Below are 18,513 nucleotides of genomic sequence, written 5' to 3'. Positions count from 1 at the left end.
CCGGTTCACAGCACCACCAATCGATACCCGACACCACGGTGCGTTTCTATCGCTAAACCGGGCAATTTTTGTCGTAGCCGCAATACATGATTGTCGACCGTGCGCGTGGTAGGAAACGCCTGATATCCCCATATTTTATTGAGCAACTCTTCGCGATGAAAAACCCGCCCTTGGTTTTGTAACAGTAATAACAATAAATCAAACTCTTTAGGCTTGAGGGTCACATCCTGGTCTTGCCAATACACATGACGGGAGCCAGGTTCAACCTTGATCTGCCCGTATACGAGTTGGCTTTCTCCTAACGGCCTTAATTGGGCATAGATGCGCGCCAAAAGCTCCTGATGTGAAAAAGGTTTAACCACATAATCTTTGGCGCCGGCCATTAAGCCTTCAACCCGTTGCTCAACCTCAATTTTAGCTGTCAATACGATCACTGGCACTGCTTTTAAAGACAGCCAATGGGGCAAATGCGCCAAACTATCGCCATCGGCGAGCTGGCGGTCTAAAATCACCAAATCAGCATGAAACCAATGCTTAGCCACCTTATGACTCTCAGTCAGCCAGGTGCATTCAAAGCCTTGCTGTACCAGAAACTGGCGTAAGCCTTCCCCTAATAAGGTGTCATCTTCAATCAACAATAGGTGGTTCATTGCGGCAACTCCAGGATACAGCAGGTTGGATGGCGTTTGATCACTAGCTTACCCCCCATTTGACGCATTAAACGCGCCACTAAAAACAATCCAATCCCCATATTTCTTTCTGACGATGACGACTTATATCGCCGCCACAGCCTTTGCCACCAGGATGGAAAAACTCCGTTATCATACACACAAACACGTACACGCTTATCCACGCATACACGAAGCCAAATTTGATCACCGCCATGATGATGGGCATTTTGAATCAGGTTTTTCAAGCAGATAGATAACCAGTAGAAAGGCAACGTCAGTGTTTTATCTTGCTCGAGGGTGTAATCAACCTCTAAACAATCGCAAATATTATCCAGCCACTCCGATAATGACGCCGTTTGTAATTTAAATTGTTCGCGTTTATCGGTACTTAAATAGCCCTTACTGGTCTCTGTCAGCTGACTTAAGCGTTGATGATCCGCCAGTAATCGCCACAGCACATCTTGCGTGCTGGGTTCAAGCGAATCGAACTGGCTGCGCAACATTTCCACCGTCATGCCGAGACTAGCAATCGGTGTTCTTAACTCGTGCGTCAGCAACTGGAGAATAAATTGGCGCTCACGGCGCTGCTGGTATCGATCGTACAGGCTACGCGCTAAACCCAATATCAGCGCACAAAAAACCGCTACCAACACCGCAATCATCACGCCACGGTACGCCGGGTGGAGTTGATTACAAATATTGCCATAACGGTAATCACAACCCGTCGTATTGGTCGATAAACTCAAACGATATTGCTCAGCAATTGGCGCCCATTGTTCATGAGATAGCGCCTTCCACCCTTCTTCGCCGTTAAGCCACAGACGTCCGCCATCCAAATACGCGCGGTAACCACTGAGTAACGCATCTCGGCCTGCCTGGCTGAGAGCGTTCAGTGCAGCATGTAAAGGGTGCTCTTCGTTGGCTAACGTAAAACGTTGTACCAGTTCGGGTGACGGCGTGGTGATACCACGCGCTGATACATAGCGCTCCGCATAACTTCCACCGGCAGGATGGAGTAGCGGGTTTTGCTCAAACCACTCAATGGGTAAAGGCTCATCACGACACAAAGCCAACTCAAAACGCTGGGCGGCTAACAAAAGGGGGGACACGATACTGGGAGTCGGCTGGCACGTTTGCACCACTTGGTGTAGCGCGTTTAAGTCCTGCCAATCAACCTCCTCGAAATCAGGGTACTGCGACTGACTGACCAATAAAGCCTGTGGATAGGCATTTAATGCGGGTTGTGCAACCATCAAGGTGCCCGTTTGCCAGGCCTTATCATAAAACCCTTTCAGTTGCGTGTGCAGCTCACTGGCCGCCGTTTGGCTGCTGAGTAAAGCCAACAGTAACGCTGCTAACGCTCGAAACACCACTTTGCCACCCTTTTGGATCCTCACACTGACGCAACAAGTGCTAATGATGAGATCATAGTTAAGCAATTAAAAGCTGTGTCACCCGAGTGTCAACATTGTAGCTGGTTAGAAAGTGGCTGTGTCACACAGTCAATAAAGATAGAGAGTCAATGGAGGAAGTGAGAACGTTTTACGAGAGGCAGAAAGGGCGGAGACCTCCCCAGCTACATCCCGGCACACACGTCCCAAGCGCGGGCTGCTTCCTTCCGGACCTGACCCAGTACACAAGATAGTGTTGCGGGAGAACCAAGGAGGCCTCCATCGATATGTCGTTAAGCTTGCTTAACTGCGGGGCATTATGTGGCAAGGCTGGATGCAATGCAAGGAGGATTGATGGCCTCATTCGTTAACTGTTTATCTTCTAGGCAATTTTCCTACTGATCGTCCGGCTCTTCCAATAGCAAATACTCACCAACCCAAATCGCTGCAAGCATGGTGGCCCACGCGACCAATAGCGACAGCGTGAGTTGTCCAGGAGTAAGCCACGTAATCACCAAAAACGGCATACTCGGGATAAGATGCAAGGCAAGGTGACGAGAACGAGCAAATTGCGGTGTGAACCCCACCCACTGTAACAACCAAATGACCATCACCGTTGTCGCACTCCATAACGCAGCAGGCCAGCCACTCACCGCCACTAATACAGGCAGTAACAACCAGGCCCCGCGATGAGGCGGCTGGTAACCTGGCCAATATCTGATCGCTAGCCATAACCCCATGAGTGCTAGCGTTTGCAGCGCGAGCGTAGTCGGTGAGCCACCCAATTTCGCTTCAGATTGCAAAGCCATCATCCCCGCAAACATGGCTACCATCACCGCACCGAGTAATAGCTTGACGTGTGGGTGTCGGTCGGGATTGAACCAGAGAGACAAAGCCGGTAAAAGCAATAGCGTGCTCGCGGCTAACAGCGCAGGTAGATGTGGCAAGGTAAAGGCAAAAATCGCCATCGCTAGCGCTAGGCACCAACTCGCGACTTTATCTGGATAGAAAAAGAATAAAGCAGACGCGGCAATCGCTAGACTATTAAGAGAAGACGTGGCACTTATCCCCGCAACAGCGATAACCGATAGCACCAACGCTGGCCAGAGGAACAGTGAGATTCGCATGCACACTCCTTGTGCGGGTATCTCTTACCAGTGTAGCGATCAATGCCCCGCGCGCACCAGTGTTAGCGTTGGATCATAGGTGTGATTCGTATCCGTGATCACTTTATTGACCGTATTGGTAATAAATAGAGGCCGATCACTCACATCGATCTGGGCGGTGATCACATAATCGTGCGTCGCCGTGATTTGGCCTGGATCGTAGTTGAGGGAAAAATGCAAAGGCGTTTGCTGCCCTTCTGTCACAAAAGACTGGCGACTGATTACTTTGCCTGGGGCATCCATATTTTTGATTTCTACCAGCCGCACCGTCACACTGGCATTTTCCGGCAACGCAAGACGTTCGCGATACACCAAACTGCCAGAAACAGTCGCTAAATCATTAGGTTGGCTATTTCCAGAACAAGCAGTAAACACCAAAGCAGTGAATAAGGCGAACAATAGAAACGTTAGTTTCTTCATTAAAGAATCCTCACTGAAGCACGTTCAAATGCGGCAAAAACACTAAGGTTATGATAGCTTGAACAATAACAATGGAAGCATAGCATGAATCAAGGACTTATGAGCCAACCACTAAAAGAACTCTTACAACTGCTGCAGCTTGAGCGATTAGACACCGGCCTTTACCGCGGCCAGAGTGAAAACCTTGGACTGCCCCAAGTGTATGGCGGGCAAGTGATTGGACAAGCGTTGTCTGCCGCGAAAACCTCCGTAGAGCCCGATCGCTTTTTGCATTCATTCCACAGTTATTTTCTACGCCCAGGCGACCCTGAGCAGCCGATCATCTACGATGTTGAGATACTTAGAGACGGAAAAAGTTTCAGTACCCGGCGAATAAAAGCCGTCCAGTACGGAAAACCGATTTTCTATCTCACTGCCTCTTATCAAGAGGAGGAAGAAAGCTTTGAGCATCAAAACACCATGCCAGCAGACGTGCCAGCGCCCGAGACCTTGCGCTCTGAGCAATCGCTTGTCAATGATATTGCCCACAAGCTACCGCCAAATGTGGTAAAAGCGTTTGGGGGCGACAAGCCGATCGAAGTGCGACCAGCCACGGTGATCAACCCACTCAAGCCCCACACCGCGCCCGCTAAGCAATATCTGTGGATTCGCGCCAATGGCGAAGTGGGGGACGATTTTCATGTCCATCAGTATTTACTCGGCTATGCTGCCGATTGGGGCTTTTTGGTCACGGCCTTGCAGCCTCATGCAGTGACGCTGCTTACGCCGGGCATGAAAGTGGCCACTATTGATCACTCCATGTGGTTCCACCGCCCGTTTAGAATGGATGAATGGCTGTTGTTTGCGATTGAAAGCCCCTCCGCCAGTGGCGCGCGTGGCTTTGTACGCGGCGAACTTTTCAATCAGCAAGGCGATCTTATCGCCTCAGCCACCCAAGAAGGCTTGATGCGTAAACTCTCCTAACCATCAACGTCTCGAGCGTGAGCGACACAAAATAGGGGCATTGCGCCCCTTTTTGATTGCTTCACTCATGACTGAGCCGCTACACCTGCGCCTCTTCCTCTAATGCAGCTAAATGCGCGCTGGCTTGCTGGAGTTGATACATCTGCCAGTAGCGGCCTTGCTGACGCAGCAGGCTTTGATGACGCCCTTGCTCAATCACGCGTCCACGATGCAAGACGAGGATGTTATCGGCCTCGGCAATGGTCGATAAGCGGTGCGCAATCACCACCACTGTCATCTGTTGGCGTAACCTGTTCAGCGCTTGTTGCACAAGCTCTTCGGTGCCGGAATCAATATTGGCGGTGGCTTCATCAAGGATCAGAATTTTAGGCTGACGCACCAACACCCGCGCCAGAGCTAACAGCTGGCGCTGACCGGCAGAAAAGGTCATTCCGCCCTCACCAAGTAAGGTATCCAGCCCCGCTGGCAATCCTTTCACGTAATCTGCCAACGCCACTTGCTCGAGTGCATGCCAAATTTTTTCATCGTCCAGCGTCTGTCCCAGCGCGATGTTTTCTCGCAAACTCCCCGTCAACATGTGTGGGTCTTGTTGCACCATGGCAACGCCGTCACGCAAGCTTTGATGACTCAAGCTTTCGATCGGTAACCCGCCCAGCGTCAGCGTCCCCTCGCCTGCGCGATAAAACCCCATCAGTAACGACGCCAAGGTTGATTTGCCGCTGCCCGTGTGCCCGACCAACGCCAGAAAGCCGCCGGCAGGGACGTCTACATTGACGTCTGACAACACCGGTGTTTCACCATCATAGGAAAACGACACATTCTGCAGTGCAATGGCCCCATCAGGGATCGGCGTGGTGTCATGACCATATTGCTCAGGCGGCGTATCCATCATTTCGAAAAGCCGCTCACCGGCCGAAATTGCCTGCTGAAGCAGTGACAGTTGCTGCATCATTTCAATCAATGGCTCGGTGATCCGCCCCAAATAGCTTAAAAAGGCGTACAGCACCCCCACCCCAATCACTGCCGTGCCGCTAAAACCGAAGATAGCCACCAAAGACAGCAAGGCGGCCCCCGCCAATAAATCAATTAAAGGGCGGAGATAGATCCCGTTAAGGCGCTGAATGGTGACCATGGCATCCAAGTGATCCGCGGTCATATCACTGAATCGCGAGGAGAACGCCCGCTCTTGCTGCATTAGCTGGATCAAATTCATGCCAAGCACAGATTCGTTCATCACCCCGTTGATGTCTGCTAGCCGGTCTCGCGCTCGACGATACGCAGGCGCTGAGCGTTTTTGATAGCGCGCCATCACCAGCACCACACACGGCAGTAGCACCAGCACCACCATTGTCAGTTGCACACTGAGCATCAGCATTGCCACCAGCATCACCCCAATCAGCGCGATGTTGCGTAAAAAGGTTGAAAGCACCGACACATACAGCTCTTTCAACGACTCGGTGTCATTGGTCAAACGCGATACAATCCGCCCCATCGGCACATAGTCAAAGGCTGACAAAGGCTGTTTAATCACATTGGCGAACACCGCTTTGCGAATGCGTTGAATGATGGCCACCGCCATGGTGTTAAAACGCAGCTCGTACTGATACTGAAAGCCGGCGGAGACAATGGTCGATACGATATAACCCACCGCCAGTGCCCACATGATCATCGCCGGATAATGGTCTTTGGCGACATAGTTATCGAGAAAGATTTGCACCAAATAAGGACCCGTTACCTCTGCCACCGCCGCCACCAGCAAGAAAATCGTGGCAATCACAAATTGACGCCTGTCGCGGCGCATGTAGCTTAGCAATCGAAGTAAGATCTCTCGCTTAGTCATGGCGCGGCTCCTCATCGGCTTCCAATGCCGCTTCCAGCTGCTGATATTGGTGCATTTCTTGATACCATCCTGGCTGTTGAATCAATTGGCGATGCTGGCCACGCTCTCGGATTTGCCCATGACTGAGCACCACAATTTCATCGGCGTTTTCCAGTGCCGATAAGCGGTGGGCTATCACAATCGTGGTACGGGTGTGCTGATGCTGTTGCAGGTTCTGCAAAATGCGATGCTCGGTGTCACCATCAACCGCCGACAAGGCATCATCCAAAATCAAACACTCCGCTTCCACCAATAAAGCGCGAGCAATCGAAATACGCTGCTTTTGACCACCAGATAAGGTGATCCCTTTTTCACCCACCGCGGTTTGATACCCGTGCGGCAGCTGACGGATGTCTTCATCAATGCAGGCAAGTGTCGCCGCCTGTTCGATTTCCGCTTGAGTTGCATCCGGACGACCAAGAGCGATGTTTTCCGCAATCGATCGAGAAAACAAAAATGGTGTTTGCGTCACCACCGCGAAACGTTGTCGCCATGACGACAAGTCAGCCTCCGCTATCGACACATCACCATAGCGAATATCGCCCTTTTCAAGCTGGGTCAGATGAAGCAGCAATTGCAACAAGGTGGATTTACCACTGCCGACTGGGCCGGCAATCCCCAGCATGGCCCCGGGCGGAAGCGTCACATGGATATCTTTAAGCGCAAAACTGTCATCCGGTTGCCACTTAAACTGCTCAATCGCCAGCGTCAACGGCTGCATGGTGTCTGGCAGCGGCGTGTCACCACCAACAATGTCTGGCTGCTCTTGCAGCAACGCATCAATCCGCGTCCAAGCCGCACGCCCACGCTCAATGATATTAAACAGCCACGCCACCGCGAGCATCGGCCAAATCATCAAGCCTTGATACAAGGTAAATGCGGTAAGATCCCCAAGCGAAATCTCACCAGTAGCGACCATGTAGCCGCCGCCAGACACGGTCAGGAAAAACGAAGCACCAATGGTGCCTTGGATCACCGGCGAAAACAGCGCATCAACCCGCGCCACCGCGAGGTTTTTCTCCCCAGTACGATCGGCAACTTGATTAAACTGATTCATCTGGTGCTGCTCTAAGCCGAATGCGCGCACCATACGCACTGCTGACAGTGAGGACTGACTCACCTCTGACAGCTCAGAAAACGCCGCTTGCGATTCGGTAAAGGTATGGTGCAAACGACGGCCAAAGCGATTGACCAGCACCGCCATCACCGGCATCGGTAACAGGGCTAAGAGTGTAAGCTGCCAGCTAATTTGGCTTACCATCACAATGAGCACAGCAACGCCTGTGATAATGGAATCCCCGGCAGTCAGGACCCCTTCACCGGCCGTCATTACCACTGCTTTCACATCATTGGTGGAACGCGCCATGATATCGCCACTCGGATAGCGACGGAAAAAATGCGGGGATTGGCGGGTAAAATGATCATAAAGCCGGTTGCGCAGCACAGTACCCAGCTCAGCCGCGGCACCAAATAGCCATACTCGCCACACAATGCGTAGCAGATATACCACTACCCAAATGGCCAGCATGCCTGCCAGTAGCCACATTAGTAGCTCAGTGGAAATCTCGCCCGCGACCACGCCATCAACCACATGGCCCACGGCCATCGGCGGGATCAGCTCGAAGACAGAGACAAATACTAAAATAATCATGGCGCCGAGATAACGACGCCATTCACGTTTAAAAAACCAGCCTAACTGCCAAAACACCTTCATGAGGTCTCCTTTTTATCCCCGCCTTTTTATCATCACAACGACCTATCGGATCGGTAAGGCGGTGGTGTACTTAAGCGCTTCCATGGCGAATGTTGATGTCACATTATTCAGACTTGGCACAGAATTGACCAGCTTTTTATAAAAATGATCAAATCGAGTCATATCAGCCACCTGCACCTTCATCATGTAATCATACTCGCCTGCCATGCGGTAGAATTCCATCACCTCAGGGAACTCGGTCACCACTTCCGTAAAGGTTTTGTACCACTGCTCACTGTGATCATTGGTTTTAATGTGAACGAAAGCGGTAAATGCGAGGCCAACGGTTTCGGGGTCAAGCAACGCCACCCGCCCGCGGATCACCCCTTGTGATTCCAGCCGTTTCAGTCGCTTCCAACAGGGGGTGGTGGTTAAATTCACCCGTTCGGCCAACGCAGCCACAGACCAGTTGGCATCTTCCTGCAGCGCCGCGAGTAAAGTGCGATCTATCTCATCTAAAGTGATAGTCATAAAAAAATATTTCCATTAAGCATTACTTTGGAGTTTGTTTTTCTCTTATGCAGGCATTATAGAGCAAAAATAGCAAGGTTTTTATCCCATGCTTTGCGTAAACTGGTGCTAATGACGCATTCGGAGACGCATGATGACAACCCCACAGCCTTGCCATACTTGGGTCGGTAACGCGATTCGCCTGATTGAAGCCGACTTTAAACGCTCTGCAGATACCCATTTAATTAAGCTCGATCTCCCTAGCTTTACGGACATTGATATCTATCTGAAAGACGAGAGCACCCATCCAACCGGTAGTTTGAAGCACCGCTTGGCGCGTTCTTTGTTTTTGTACGGCTTATGTAATGGCTGGATTGATGAGCACACTACCATCATTGAAAGCTCATCGGGCAGCACCGCCATTTCTGAAGCGTATTTTGCCCGTCTGCTTGGCTTACGTTTTATTGCCGTGGTGCCCAAAAACACCGCGTGTAAGAAGATTGAGCAAATCCGTTTTTATGGCGGTGAAGCGCACTTTGTCGAGCGGTCAGATCAGATCTATGCCGAGTCTCGTCGCCTTGCTAAGGAGCTCAATGGCCATTACATGGACCAGTTTACCTATGCCGAGCGCGCGACGGACTGGCGTAGCAATAACAACATCGCCAACCGCATATTTGATCAAATGCAGTACGAGCGCTTCCCTATCCCTCGCTGGATTGTGATGAGCCCGGGCACCGGTGGCACCTCAGCGACCATTGGCCGCTACATTCGTTATCGCTGCCAACCGACTCAGCTGATGGTGGCCGATGCTGAGCACTCGGTGTTTCACGATTACTACCTCACCGGCGACAGCGCACTGACCACCGATAAAAGCAGCCGCATTGAAGGGATTGGACGGCCACGTGTCGAGCCCAGCTTTATTCCCGGCGTGATTGATAGAATGACCACAGTGCCGGACACTCACAGTATCGCCACCATTCACTGGCTAGAAAGCCAGCTTGGCCGCAAAGCCGGCGCGTCCACCGGTACCAACCTGTACGGCGTCTTGATGCTGGCCAATGAAATGCGCGCTAAAGGCGAGAAAGGCTCTATTGTCACCTTGCTGTGTGACAGCGGCGAGCGCTACCTAGACACCTATTACAACCCTGATTGGGTACGCGAGCACATTGGGGATCTCGACCAAGCGACCCATGATTTGCAGACGGTGTTGGGGTAACGCGCCATCGTCTCTAACTGGGTTTCACGAAAAGGCGAGTGAATTATTCTCGCTCGCCTCGACGGACATCGGCCTGCAAGGCATCAAATTTGTCGTGCAGGCGCATTAGTTCAAGCTCGAGTTTTAGATTGATTTCGTAGGTAGCTTTTTGCTCCATCCTGTCTTTTGCCGCTTGGCGGTTTTGCGACATCATGATGATCGGCGCTTGGAAAGCCGCCAGACTGGATAACCCAAGGTTCAGCAAAATAAAGGGATAGGGATCGAATGACGCGTCTCCCACTAACCAAACCGTATTCACGACAATCCAGCCAATGATGAATGCGAAGAAAAGCCCGATAAATGACCAAGAGCCACCAAATGAGGCAATTTTGTCCGCCACCATTTGCCCAGTGGTCAAACTTTCGTGGAAGGACTTGTTGACGTTCTCAGACACTGCCGTGTTATTGGCAATGCTTTCAATAACTTTTTGTTCTCCCGAACTAAGGCTACCAAATGGCTGGCCGAGCAAAGCTTTGGCTAAGTTCTCAAAATATTTTTTCATCTGTGACTCCATGTCAACGTGCACATTACTAACAAGGTACTATGCAGCTCTAATCATTAAGCAATTGAAATAGAGTAGACTAACGTAGGGACTCCGCAAGTGATGCCCTTCTTATCGCGATTGCGATCCGTGCTTAGAAAGATTCAGACCATTGCCAACACGCCTCACCCAATTGGATCGCCATTCAGGTGCTGGCATGTCGTCAGGCCAAAACTCTTGTTGATACGTGATACGGCCAGCCTTCAGTGTATGAAAAGTAATGACTCGATCGTTTACGACACCATCAGTCACTCCAACATCTGTCACCACCCTATCGCCTTCAGCGATACAAGAGTAAACGGAGAATGTCCAAAGACCATTTGCAGGATAGGCCGTGTTTAGTGCGACAAAGTCATCGCGCCCAACGATCAATTCTCCTGACTGAGGCCAGAAGCATTGATAGTCATCACTGAAGTACTCACTCGCTTTTGAGAAGTCATTTCGTTGCATGGCTTCCCAAAACGCGAGAACAACATCCTTGTTCGTCATGCTTATTCCTTGGTTATGTCTTTGATGCGTTCTTACAAACTAAATCCGGCGGGCGCGGATGGTGCGGCCTTTCACTTTTCCATCATTGAGCTTACGCAATGCAGCTTTAACGCAAGATTGGGACACAGCAATAAACGCCACATTATCGAGCACATTGATTTTACCCACCTGCTTACCGTCAATGCCCGCTTGACCGGTCAGCGCGCCCAAAATATCACCCGCGCGTACTTTTTGTTTTTTACCTGAGTCAATCATCAAGGTTGCCATCTCAGGCTGATAGGGCACGGTGTCGAGCAAATGTTGCGACGGCAGGGCTTCAGGGAGAAAATCGCGGTCATACTGATCGCCAATCATCGCCAGCTTATAGTGCTCGGCATCGTTATATAGCGAACACGCTACTCCTTTTTTGCCAGCGCGACCGGTACGGCCGACGCGGTGCACGTGAGTTTGCGGATCGTGGGCGAGCTGATAGTTGATCACCATATCCATGTCATCAATATCTAAGCCTCGCGCGGCCACATCAGTGGCTACCAGCACGGACGCACTTTTGTTGGCAAATTTTACTAAGGTGCGCTCACGGCCACGCTGTTCAATATCACCATGCAAGGCAACAGCGCTAAAACCATCATCTTCTAGGTTATCGCAAACTTGTTGTGTTTGGGCTTTGGTCGTACAGAACACCACGCAGCTTTGCGGCTGAAAGTGCAATAAAAGTAGCTTTAACGCTTGATAACGCTGCTTATTGTCATCGACTTTATAGACGTGCTGCGAGATTGTACTTTGCGTTTGCACCTCATCCACTTTAACGGAGACAGGGTGGCTCAGCACTCGCTGAGCAATCGCATTGATCGAGCGCGGGAAGGTAGCGCTAAATAACAAGGTTTGACGATGAGCGGGAACTCGCGCAATGATGGCATCCAAGGTCTCTTGGAAGCCCATATCCAGCATCTGGTCGGCTTCATCCAACACCAAAGTCTCAACGTCATCGAGACGCAAGGTGCCCTTGCATAAATGATCATCCACACGCCCCGGAGTGCCGACAATAATGTGTGCACCATGCTCCAGTGAGCCAATTTGTGGACCAATCGATACCCCGCCACACAGCGTCAGCACTTTGACATTATGACGACCACGCGCCAACTTACGCATCTCAACCGCCACTTGCTCGGCTAGCTCACGGGTTGGACACAGCACCAAAGATTGCACGCGAAAGCGTTTCACGTTCAGTTTGGCTAACACGCCCAGACTAAACGCCGCCGTTTTCCCCGAGCCGGTTTTTGCTTGGGCAATAATATCTTTGCCATTGAGCACAGACGGTAAGCTCTGCGCCTGAATCGGTGTCATGTGCGTATAACCCAAGGTTGCTAAGTTATCGAGTAAATCAGCGGGTAACGCAAGCGAGGAAAAAGCGGTATCAGTCAAAGTCGTATCCACAGCAAAAGTAAATCATGCCGCGCCCAAGCACGGCCAAAGGGGACGTATCATACCAGAGTCTGATTGCTGCCACATTAACCGATTAGCGCCACACACCCTGATAACCACTTTGTCGACTTATGTATTTTGTTACGTCATTGTTAGACAAAGCTCCGTATTTATACCTGCGCAGCTTGTCTTGTCATTGGGCTTGGTGTGCAATCAAGGCACACAATTAAGGAGGATTGTCTTGTGGCTAATATCCCAGTAGAAAACTACCCGCTCTCTCATACGCAGGCGATTGTCTGGAACGACATGGATGCCATGCAACACATCAATAACACCGTGTACTTTCGCTATTTTGAAGATGTGCGTGTGGTGATGCTTGAAAAATTGGAAGTGTTCGATCTCGCCAAACGGCTGAATGTTGGTCCCGTGGTCGCCTCAACCCGCTGCGATTATCGCGCCCCTTTGGTGTATCCAGATACCATCACCACCGTCGCTTGGGTCGAGGATATTCAAGAAAAGCGCTATGCGATGAAGTATGAAATCTACAGTCACAATCAAGAGCGCTGTGTGGCCGAGGGCGAGGCCTTGATTGTCTATTGCGATTTTAAAACCGGTAAAAGCTGCCCTATCCCAGTCGAGACGCTCGAAGGGTTAAAAGCCTTTGTCGCGAAACAGTAAACATAAAGACGAACACTGCGCGTTACCTGACGCGCAGTCAGCCGCTGAGCCATTTGGACATTTGTTTCTTGGCATCAGTTACTCGTTCTACTTTCATCGCTCGATCAATCGTGACATCTAAATACCGTTACTGTAGCACTTGACGCTCACAGGAACAGGGGGTTTTGTTTGTGATAACGCAACACTCAGATCATCGCATCTGGCTTGCTGTCGATACCACACAGGGGTACCATCCGTGCTCTGTGTAACACTGGGTGAGTAGCACCGCCAAAGGACAAACCGATGAAAAAAGCCGTTGTGGTATTTAGCGGAGGACAGGATTCAACCACCTGTTTGATTCAAGCGCAGGCAGAGTACGACGAAGTGCACTGCCTCACTTTCGACTATAACCAGCGCCACAAACAAGAAATTGATGTTGCCCGTGAGATTGCTGCAAACCGCAAAGTTAGTGCGCACAAGGTATTGGATGTTGGTTTGCTCAATGAATTGGCGATTAGCTCGCTCACACGCGACAATATTCCTGTTTCCAACGCGCTGAACGAAAACGGCCTGCCCAATTCCTTTGTGCCGGGACGTAATATCTTGTTTTTGACTTTAGCGGGTATCTACGCCTATCAAATTGGCGCTGAGGCGGTGATCACCGGTGTCTGCGAAACCGACTTTTCGGGCTACCCTGATTGTCGTAACGATTTTATTCAATCAATGCAGCAAGCTCTTGAGCGCGGCATGGACAGACAACTCGCCTTAGTGACGCCGCTGATGTGGCTGAATAAAGCCGAGACCTGGGCACTGGCCGATCAGTATCACGCTCTCGATTTTGTGCGCGACCACACCCTAACCTGTTATAACGGGATTAAAGGCACTGGCTGTGGTGAGTGTCCAGCCTGCCACTTGCGTCAGCGTGGCTTAGATGATTACCTCGCCAATCAAACGGACGTACAAGCCGCACTGCAACGCAAACAAGCCGAAAACGCGTAACAGCGCGCATCCACTGGCAGCGACAAGCAATAAAAAACCGCCTCGCAATGAGGCGGTTTTTGTGTCGAGGGTCAACACATCGTTATTTGTGCGGCTCATCATGCGGATGGGTATCAAACTCACCATGACTGGCCCGATGCACAGTTTCTACCGCGAGCGCTTTATCCAATTGCTGCGCCACATACTCAGGCGAGTGAGTATGAATGGAGAGCAGACGATACATCGCTGGGATCACCAGCAAGGTAACAAAGGTCGCAAAGGCCATACCGGTGAAGATCACTGTCCCAACCGCGATACGACTTTCCGCTCCCGCGCCGGTGGAGAGGATCAGTGGTATCATCCCTGCCAAGGTGGTAAACGCCGTCATCAGAATCGGCCGCAAACGACGGACTGACGCATCGATAATCGCTTTTTCAAATGCAATGCCGCGGTCACGCAATTGGTTGGCAAACTCCACGATCAAGATACCGTTTTTCGTTACCATCCCAATCAGCATAATCAGACCAATTTGGCTGTAAATATTGATCCCTTGGTTGGTCAACCACAGGCCTAAAAAGCCGCCCAGCATCCCCATGGGCACCGTCAACATCACCACCAAGGGGTTGATAAAGCTTTCAAATTGCGCCGCTAACACCAAGTACGACACCAAGAGCGCTAAACCAAATACCACCAGCACACTGGTTTGGTTGTCACGAAAATCTTTCGACTCCCCTGAATAGCCCACCGAGATATCGGCCGGTAGATTCTCAGCCGCGACCCTATCCAGATAATCCAGTGCTTGGCCCAGCGTCACTCCCTCGCCTAAATGCGCCGATAAGGTGATCGATTTTTGCTTGTTGGTATGGCTTAAACGCTGCGCGGACGCTGTTTCCTCCACCGTGGTTACCGCATCGAGCGAAACCAACTTACCGCTACGACTGCGCATATAAATACGACTGAGATCGCCTTTACTGCTAAAGGCCTTTTCATCGCCGCGCACATACACATCGTACTCTTCACCGCGATCCACATAGCTAGTCTGGGCTCGCCCACCAAGCATCACTTCTAACGTATCGGAAACATCCCGCACCGAAATCCCAAGTTCAGAGGCGCGACGACGGTCCACCTTGACCACCAGCTCAGGGGTGTTTTGGTTGTAGTCGTAATCCGGGCTGTCAATCATGCCCGCCTCGCGACCCATTTCGCCCAATTTTTCTGCCCAGCGATGAAGTTCAGGATAATCCGGGCCGCTGAGTACAAACTGCACGGGCTCTGAACTCCCCCCACCAAAGCCAGGCGCAAACGGGAACACTTGCACATCTGGCACACCATTTAACACCTGACGGACTTCCGCCAAGATATCTTGAGCGGAGCGATCGCGCTCATCCCAGTCCGGCAATAGCATGATCACAAAGCCCGTTTGATCTCCCGCTCGACCGCCAAACGCTGGCGTCTGCAAGCTCACCGAACTCAAAGTGCCCGCTTCAACTAAGGGCATCAAGCGCTGCTCAATTTGCTCAATGTTGCCCACCATGCGGTTATAGGCGGTGCCTTCCGCACCACGGACAAACGCCAGCAACACCCCACGATCTTCTTGTGGCACTAATTGCGATGGTAAGTGCTGCATCAACACGCCACTGCCGCCAATACAGAGCAAGATCACTACAGGTGCCAACCAACGCCAGCGCAGTACATGCCCCAACGCACGGCGGTAGTAGCCTTCAAGCACATCAAACCCACGAGTGATAGCACGGTTCACAGGACTGGATGTTACATTTAAGCGCAGCAATTTACTGCCGAGCACCGGCGTGAGGGTCAACGCTATTAAGGACGAACAGAGCACGGTGACGGCGAGCATCACGGCAAACTCGGTGAACAACTTACCAATCATGCCATCCATGTAGGTAATGGGGAGGAACACCATCACCAACACCGCGGTGGTGGCGATCACCGCAAAGCCCACCTCCCGTGCGCCACGGTAAGCGGCCACCAAGGGTGGATCGCCTTGTTGTAAGTGGTGGAAGATATTTTCGACCACCACAATGGCATCATCCACCACCAGGCCAATCGCTAAGATCAACGCCATTAAGGTCAGCAGGTTGATGGAAAAGCCCATCGCCGAAGCAACAATAAAGGCAGATATCAAGGACACCGGCACAGTTACGGCTGGGATCAAGGTGGCGCGCGCTTGGCCGATAAAGATATACAGCACTAATACCACCAACGCCCCTGTGATAAAGAGGGTGCTATACACCTCTTCAATCGAGCGTTCAATAAACACCGTAGTATCGTAATCGACCCACAGACGCGTGCCTTCGGGCAGGAAGGCCTGCATTTCATCGACAAGCTTGTGAGCGCGGTCGGAAATATCAAGCGGATTGGCATCGGATTGTGGGATCAGCGCCAAACTTAAATTATTGATGCCGTTGTTTTTATAGGTGGCATCTTCATTGCGTGAGCCAATTGCCACCTCCGCGACATCCGACAAGTAAATCGCCGTGCCATCGGCCGTGGTGCGCACCACCAGTTGTTTAAAGTCTTCTGCATCACGATATAACCGGTCGCTACGCACCGGCATGGTCATCACGTCGTTACGAATCTGTCCACCGGGACTCTCTAGATTCTCACTACGCAATGCATCGAGAATATCTTGGGTAGTGACACCGTGCCCCGCCATTTGGGTGGGATCCAGCTTGACATACATCACTTTATACAGCGCACCGTATAGATCGACCGAACTCACCCCAGAGATCAGACTAAATCTGTCTTCCAAGGTGCGTTGGGCGTATTCGGTGAGCTGGTTACGATCCATTTCTGACGAGGCCAAGTTGATATATACCGCCGCTTCACCAGTGCCGTTGTCTTTGTACACAATCGGATCATTGGCATCATCAGGTAGTCCGCCTTGTGCGCGTGCCACGGCATCGCGCACGTCACTCACGCCTTCGGTCAGCGGATGATCGAGGTTAAATTCTACCGTGATCCGTGATGAGCCGTTGCGACTGACTGACGTAATTTCATCAATGCCGCTTATCCCGGACAGCTCATCTTCAATCAACTGTGTAACCTGGCTTTCCATAATACTGGCCGAGGCGCCGGAATAGCCGGTGTAGATACTCACCACTGGGCTATCAATATCCGGCATCTCACGCACTGATAAGGTCGAGAAAGAAACCGCCCCGAAAACACATAACAGCAAACTCAACACAATCGCCATCACTGGCCGTTTTACCGAGACATCAGACAACCACATTAGCTTGCCTCCGTCTCTGACGCGGACTCACTGACACGGCTTTGGTCATCAGCTTGGTTTTTGGGCGCTTCCGCATTCAATACCGACACTTGTGCGCCATCGCGCATATTTACCAGGCCTTGTACGACGATGTTTTGACCCGATTCGAGCCCTTGACTCACCACCACTTGGTTATCAATGCGCGCACCGAGGGTAATTTCAGTGCGATGAGCAATGCCTTCGTCATCAATACGGAATACATAGCGACGTGTACCGGAATATTGCAGGGCTTGCACCGGGACAATAACCGCTTGCTGCTCAGGCAAGGTCAGTTTCGCCTCCATCAGCATACCAGGCTGTAATTGGCGTTCCGGGTTATCCAGCGCAACGCGAACACCGACAGATAACGCGTCTTGGTTGATGCGCGAGTCCACGACCTGAATCTCACCGTCAAACGTTTTGTCCGGCCAAGCTTGAGAGGTCACTGCCACGGGCATATCAGGATATAAGCGGCTGAAATACTGCTCTGGGACTTGAATATCCAAATTCATTCGCGACAGATTATCGAGGCTAAAGAGGGTTTCACCCACATCCACGCGCTGACCGACACTTAAATCAAACAAACCAATGCGACCCGAAAAGGGCGCGATTAAACGGTGATCATCTAAATCAGATTGCGCCGATTGCAAACGCGCCTTGGCGATATTGACACTGGCTTGCTGTGCATCCAACTCGGTTTGCGTTAAGGCACCACGCTGCGCCAGCTTGGTGTACTCTTTTAGCTTGCGCTGCTCATCATTGAGATAAGCTGACGCTTCCAGTACCGCTGCTTGGGCTTTGCCACGATTAAATGTCACCAAAGGCGCCCCTTTTTCAACCGTTTCTCCCGGTTTTACGTGCACCGTTTCAATGCGCGCCGACACTTCCGATTCGATATTAATCTGTTGGTGGGCTTTAACGTTACCCACCAACGACAGCGACGGCGCAATCGATTTGGTCTCCACTTGTGCAGTCATCACATCCACAGATCGCGCACCCGGTGGTGGCGCAGAGGCTTCCTCGTTCGAGGGCTGTATACCTCCCCACTGCCAGAAGGCAACGCCGGCCAACATCACGGCGCCCAGTAGCATCCCTTTTTTCATTACATCACACCTTATTATTTGAATAGCACCAGTGTACTGATCTACTTTTTTTTGTCCTTAAAGAATTGTAAAGACGTTGTTTTTTCTCGTTATTACATCCAAAT

At 51.3% G+C, this 18,513-nt stretch carries 16 protein-coding genes and 1 other RNA gene; 4 read left to right on the top strand and 13 right to left on the bottom strand.

The features are described 5' to 3' along the window. Window positions 1-5: 5 nt before the first annotated feature. From FCN78_RS04400 to FCN78_RS04380, 5 genes are all read right to left on the bottom strand, one after another. Entirely contained in the window at window positions 6-650 is a 645-nt protein-coding gene (locus tag FCN78_RS04400; protein ID WP_069361360.1) for a response regulator transcription factor, read from the bottom strand. Beyond that, window positions 647-2,041 carry an ATP-binding protein gene (locus FCN78_RS04395; RefSeq protein ID WP_158012078.1) on the bottom strand — a complete coding sequence of 465 codons (1,395 nt, stop codon included), beginning with the start codon at window positions 2,039-2,041 and terminating at the stop codon, window positions 647-649. The genes FCN78_RS04400 and FCN78_RS04395 overlap by 4 nt, the downstream gene beginning before the upstream one ends. Before the next feature lie 197 nt (window positions 2,042-2,238). Continuing rightward, an RNA gene (gene ffs / locus FCN78_RS04390) (signal recognition particle sRNA small type) lies at window positions 2,239-2,335 on the bottom strand. Between the two features lie 122 nt (window positions 2,336-2,457). Beyond that, window positions 2,458-3,189, bottom strand: coding sequence for a VP0952 family biofilm-associated protein (locus FCN78_RS04385; protein WP_077658842.1), 732 nt, complete (start codon window positions 3,187-3,189; stop codon window positions 2,458-2,460). Window positions 3,190-3,228: 39 nt separating this feature from the next. After that, window positions 3,229-3,648, bottom strand: coding sequence for a YbaY family lipoprotein (locus FCN78_RS04380; protein ID WP_069361358.1), 420 nt, complete (start codon window positions 3,646-3,648; stop codon window positions 3,229-3,231). Window positions 3,649-3,747: 99 nt separating this feature from the next. Here FCN78_RS04380 and tesB point away from each other — a divergent pair, with 99 nt between their 5' ends. Further along, the gene (tesB, locus tag FCN78_RS04375; protein WP_077658887.1) at window positions 3,748-4,611 is read left to right on the top strand and encodes an acyl-CoA thioesterase II; all 864 of its coding nucleotides are present in this window, start codon (window positions 3,748-3,750) and stop codon (window positions 4,609-4,611) included. Window positions 4,612-4,690: 79 nt separating this feature from the next. On the opposite strand, the gene FCN78_RS04370 is transcribed toward tesB, so the two are convergent. From FCN78_RS04370 to FCN78_RS04360, 3 genes are read right to left on the bottom strand one after another with little or no spacing between them, the layout of a single operon-like run. Continuing rightward, on the bottom strand, window positions 4,691-6,451 hold the full coding sequence (locus FCN78_RS04370) for an ABC transporter transmembrane domain-containing protein (protein WP_077658841.1): 1,761 nt from the start codon (window positions 6,449-6,451) through the stop codon (window positions 4,691-4,693). Further along, window positions 6,444-8,204 carry an ABC transporter transmembrane domain-containing protein gene (locus FCN78_RS04365; RefSeq protein WP_077456653.1) on the bottom strand — a complete coding sequence of 587 codons (1,761 nt, stop codon included), beginning with the start codon at window positions 8,202-8,204 and terminating at the stop codon, window positions 6,444-6,446. Before FCN78_RS04365 ends, FCN78_RS04370 begins: the two co-directional genes overlap by 8 nt. A 42-nt stretch (window positions 8,205-8,246) precedes the next feature. Continuing rightward, complete coding sequence (locus FCN78_RS04360; RefSeq protein ID WP_046073854.1) at window positions 8,247-8,714, bottom strand: Lrp/AsnC family transcriptional regulator; 468 nt, start codon at window positions 8,712-8,714, stop codon at window positions 8,247-8,249. Between the two features lie 133 nt (window positions 8,715-8,847). Here FCN78_RS04360 and FCN78_RS04355 point away from each other — a divergent pair, with 133 nt between their 5' ends. After that, window positions 8,848-9,909, top strand: coding sequence for a PLP-dependent cysteine synthase family protein (locus FCN78_RS04355; protein ID WP_198935324.1), 1,062 nt, complete (start codon window positions 8,848-8,850; stop codon window positions 9,907-9,909). 43 nt (window positions 9,910-9,952) lie between these two features. On the opposite strand, the gene FCN78_RS04350 is transcribed toward FCN78_RS04355, so the two are convergent. The 3 genes from FCN78_RS04350 to dbpA all read right to left on the bottom strand — a co-directional run bounded on the left by FCN78_RS04350 (window position 9,953) and on the right by dbpA (window position 12,400). After that, window positions 9,953-10,450 carry a DUF1003 domain-containing protein gene (locus FCN78_RS04350; RefSeq protein WP_069361353.1) on the bottom strand — a complete coding sequence of 166 codons (498 nt, stop codon included), beginning with the start codon at window positions 10,448-10,450 and terminating at the stop codon, window positions 9,953-9,955. Between the two features lie 111 nt (window positions 10,451-10,561). Continuing rightward, window positions 10,562-10,978 carry a nuclear transport factor 2 family protein gene (locus FCN78_RS04345; protein ID WP_069361352.1) on the bottom strand — a complete coding sequence of 139 codons (417 nt, stop codon included), beginning with the start codon at window positions 10,976-10,978 and terminating at the stop codon, window positions 10,562-10,564. Between the two features lie 39 nt (window positions 10,979-11,017). Then, entirely contained in the window at window positions 11,018-12,400 is a 1,383-nt protein-coding gene (gene dbpA, locus FCN78_RS04340) for an ATP-dependent RNA helicase DbpA (RefSeq protein WP_077658886.1), read from the bottom strand. Window positions 12,401-12,643: 243 nt separating this feature from the next. On the opposite strand from dbpA, the gene FCN78_RS04335 reads away from it, so the two are divergent. Together FCN78_RS04335 and queC are read left to right on the top strand one after the other, a co-directional pair. After that, complete coding sequence (locus FCN78_RS04335) at window positions 12,644-13,078, top strand: acyl-CoA thioesterase (protein ID WP_235607542.1); 435 nt, start codon at window positions 12,644-12,646, stop codon at window positions 13,076-13,078. A gap of 282 nt (window positions 13,079-13,360) precedes the next feature. Beyond that, window positions 13,361-14,056 (top strand): 7-cyano-7-deazaguanine synthase QueC, encoded by a 696-nt coding sequence (queC, locus tag FCN78_RS04330; RefSeq protein WP_077456673.1) that lies wholly within the window; start codon window positions 13,361-13,363, stop codon window positions 14,054-14,056. Window positions 14,057-14,138: 82 nt separating this feature from the next. Here queC and FCN78_RS04325 read toward each other — a convergent pair whose 3' ends face one another. Beyond that, a complete protein-coding gene (locus FCN78_RS04325; protein ID WP_077658840.1) occupies window positions 14,139-17,288 on the bottom strand; it encodes a multidrug efflux RND transporter permease subunit in 3,150 nt (1,049 codons plus the stop codon). Beyond that, window positions 17,288-18,409, bottom strand: a complete 1,122-nt coding sequence (locus tag FCN78_RS04320; RefSeq protein WP_077658839.1) for an efflux RND transporter periplasmic adaptor subunit — start codon at window positions 18,407-18,409, stop codon at window positions 17,288-17,290. The genes FCN78_RS04325 and FCN78_RS04320 overlap by 1 nt, the downstream gene beginning before the upstream one ends. Window positions 18,410-18,513: the final 104 nt, after the last annotated feature.

Source organism: Salinivibrio kushneri, assembly GCF_005280275.1.
Lineage (GTDB): Bacteria > Pseudomonadota > Gammaproteobacteria > Enterobacterales > Vibrionaceae > Salinivibrio > Salinivibrio kushneri.
This window is presented reverse-complemented; position numbering and strand designations above follow the sequence as displayed.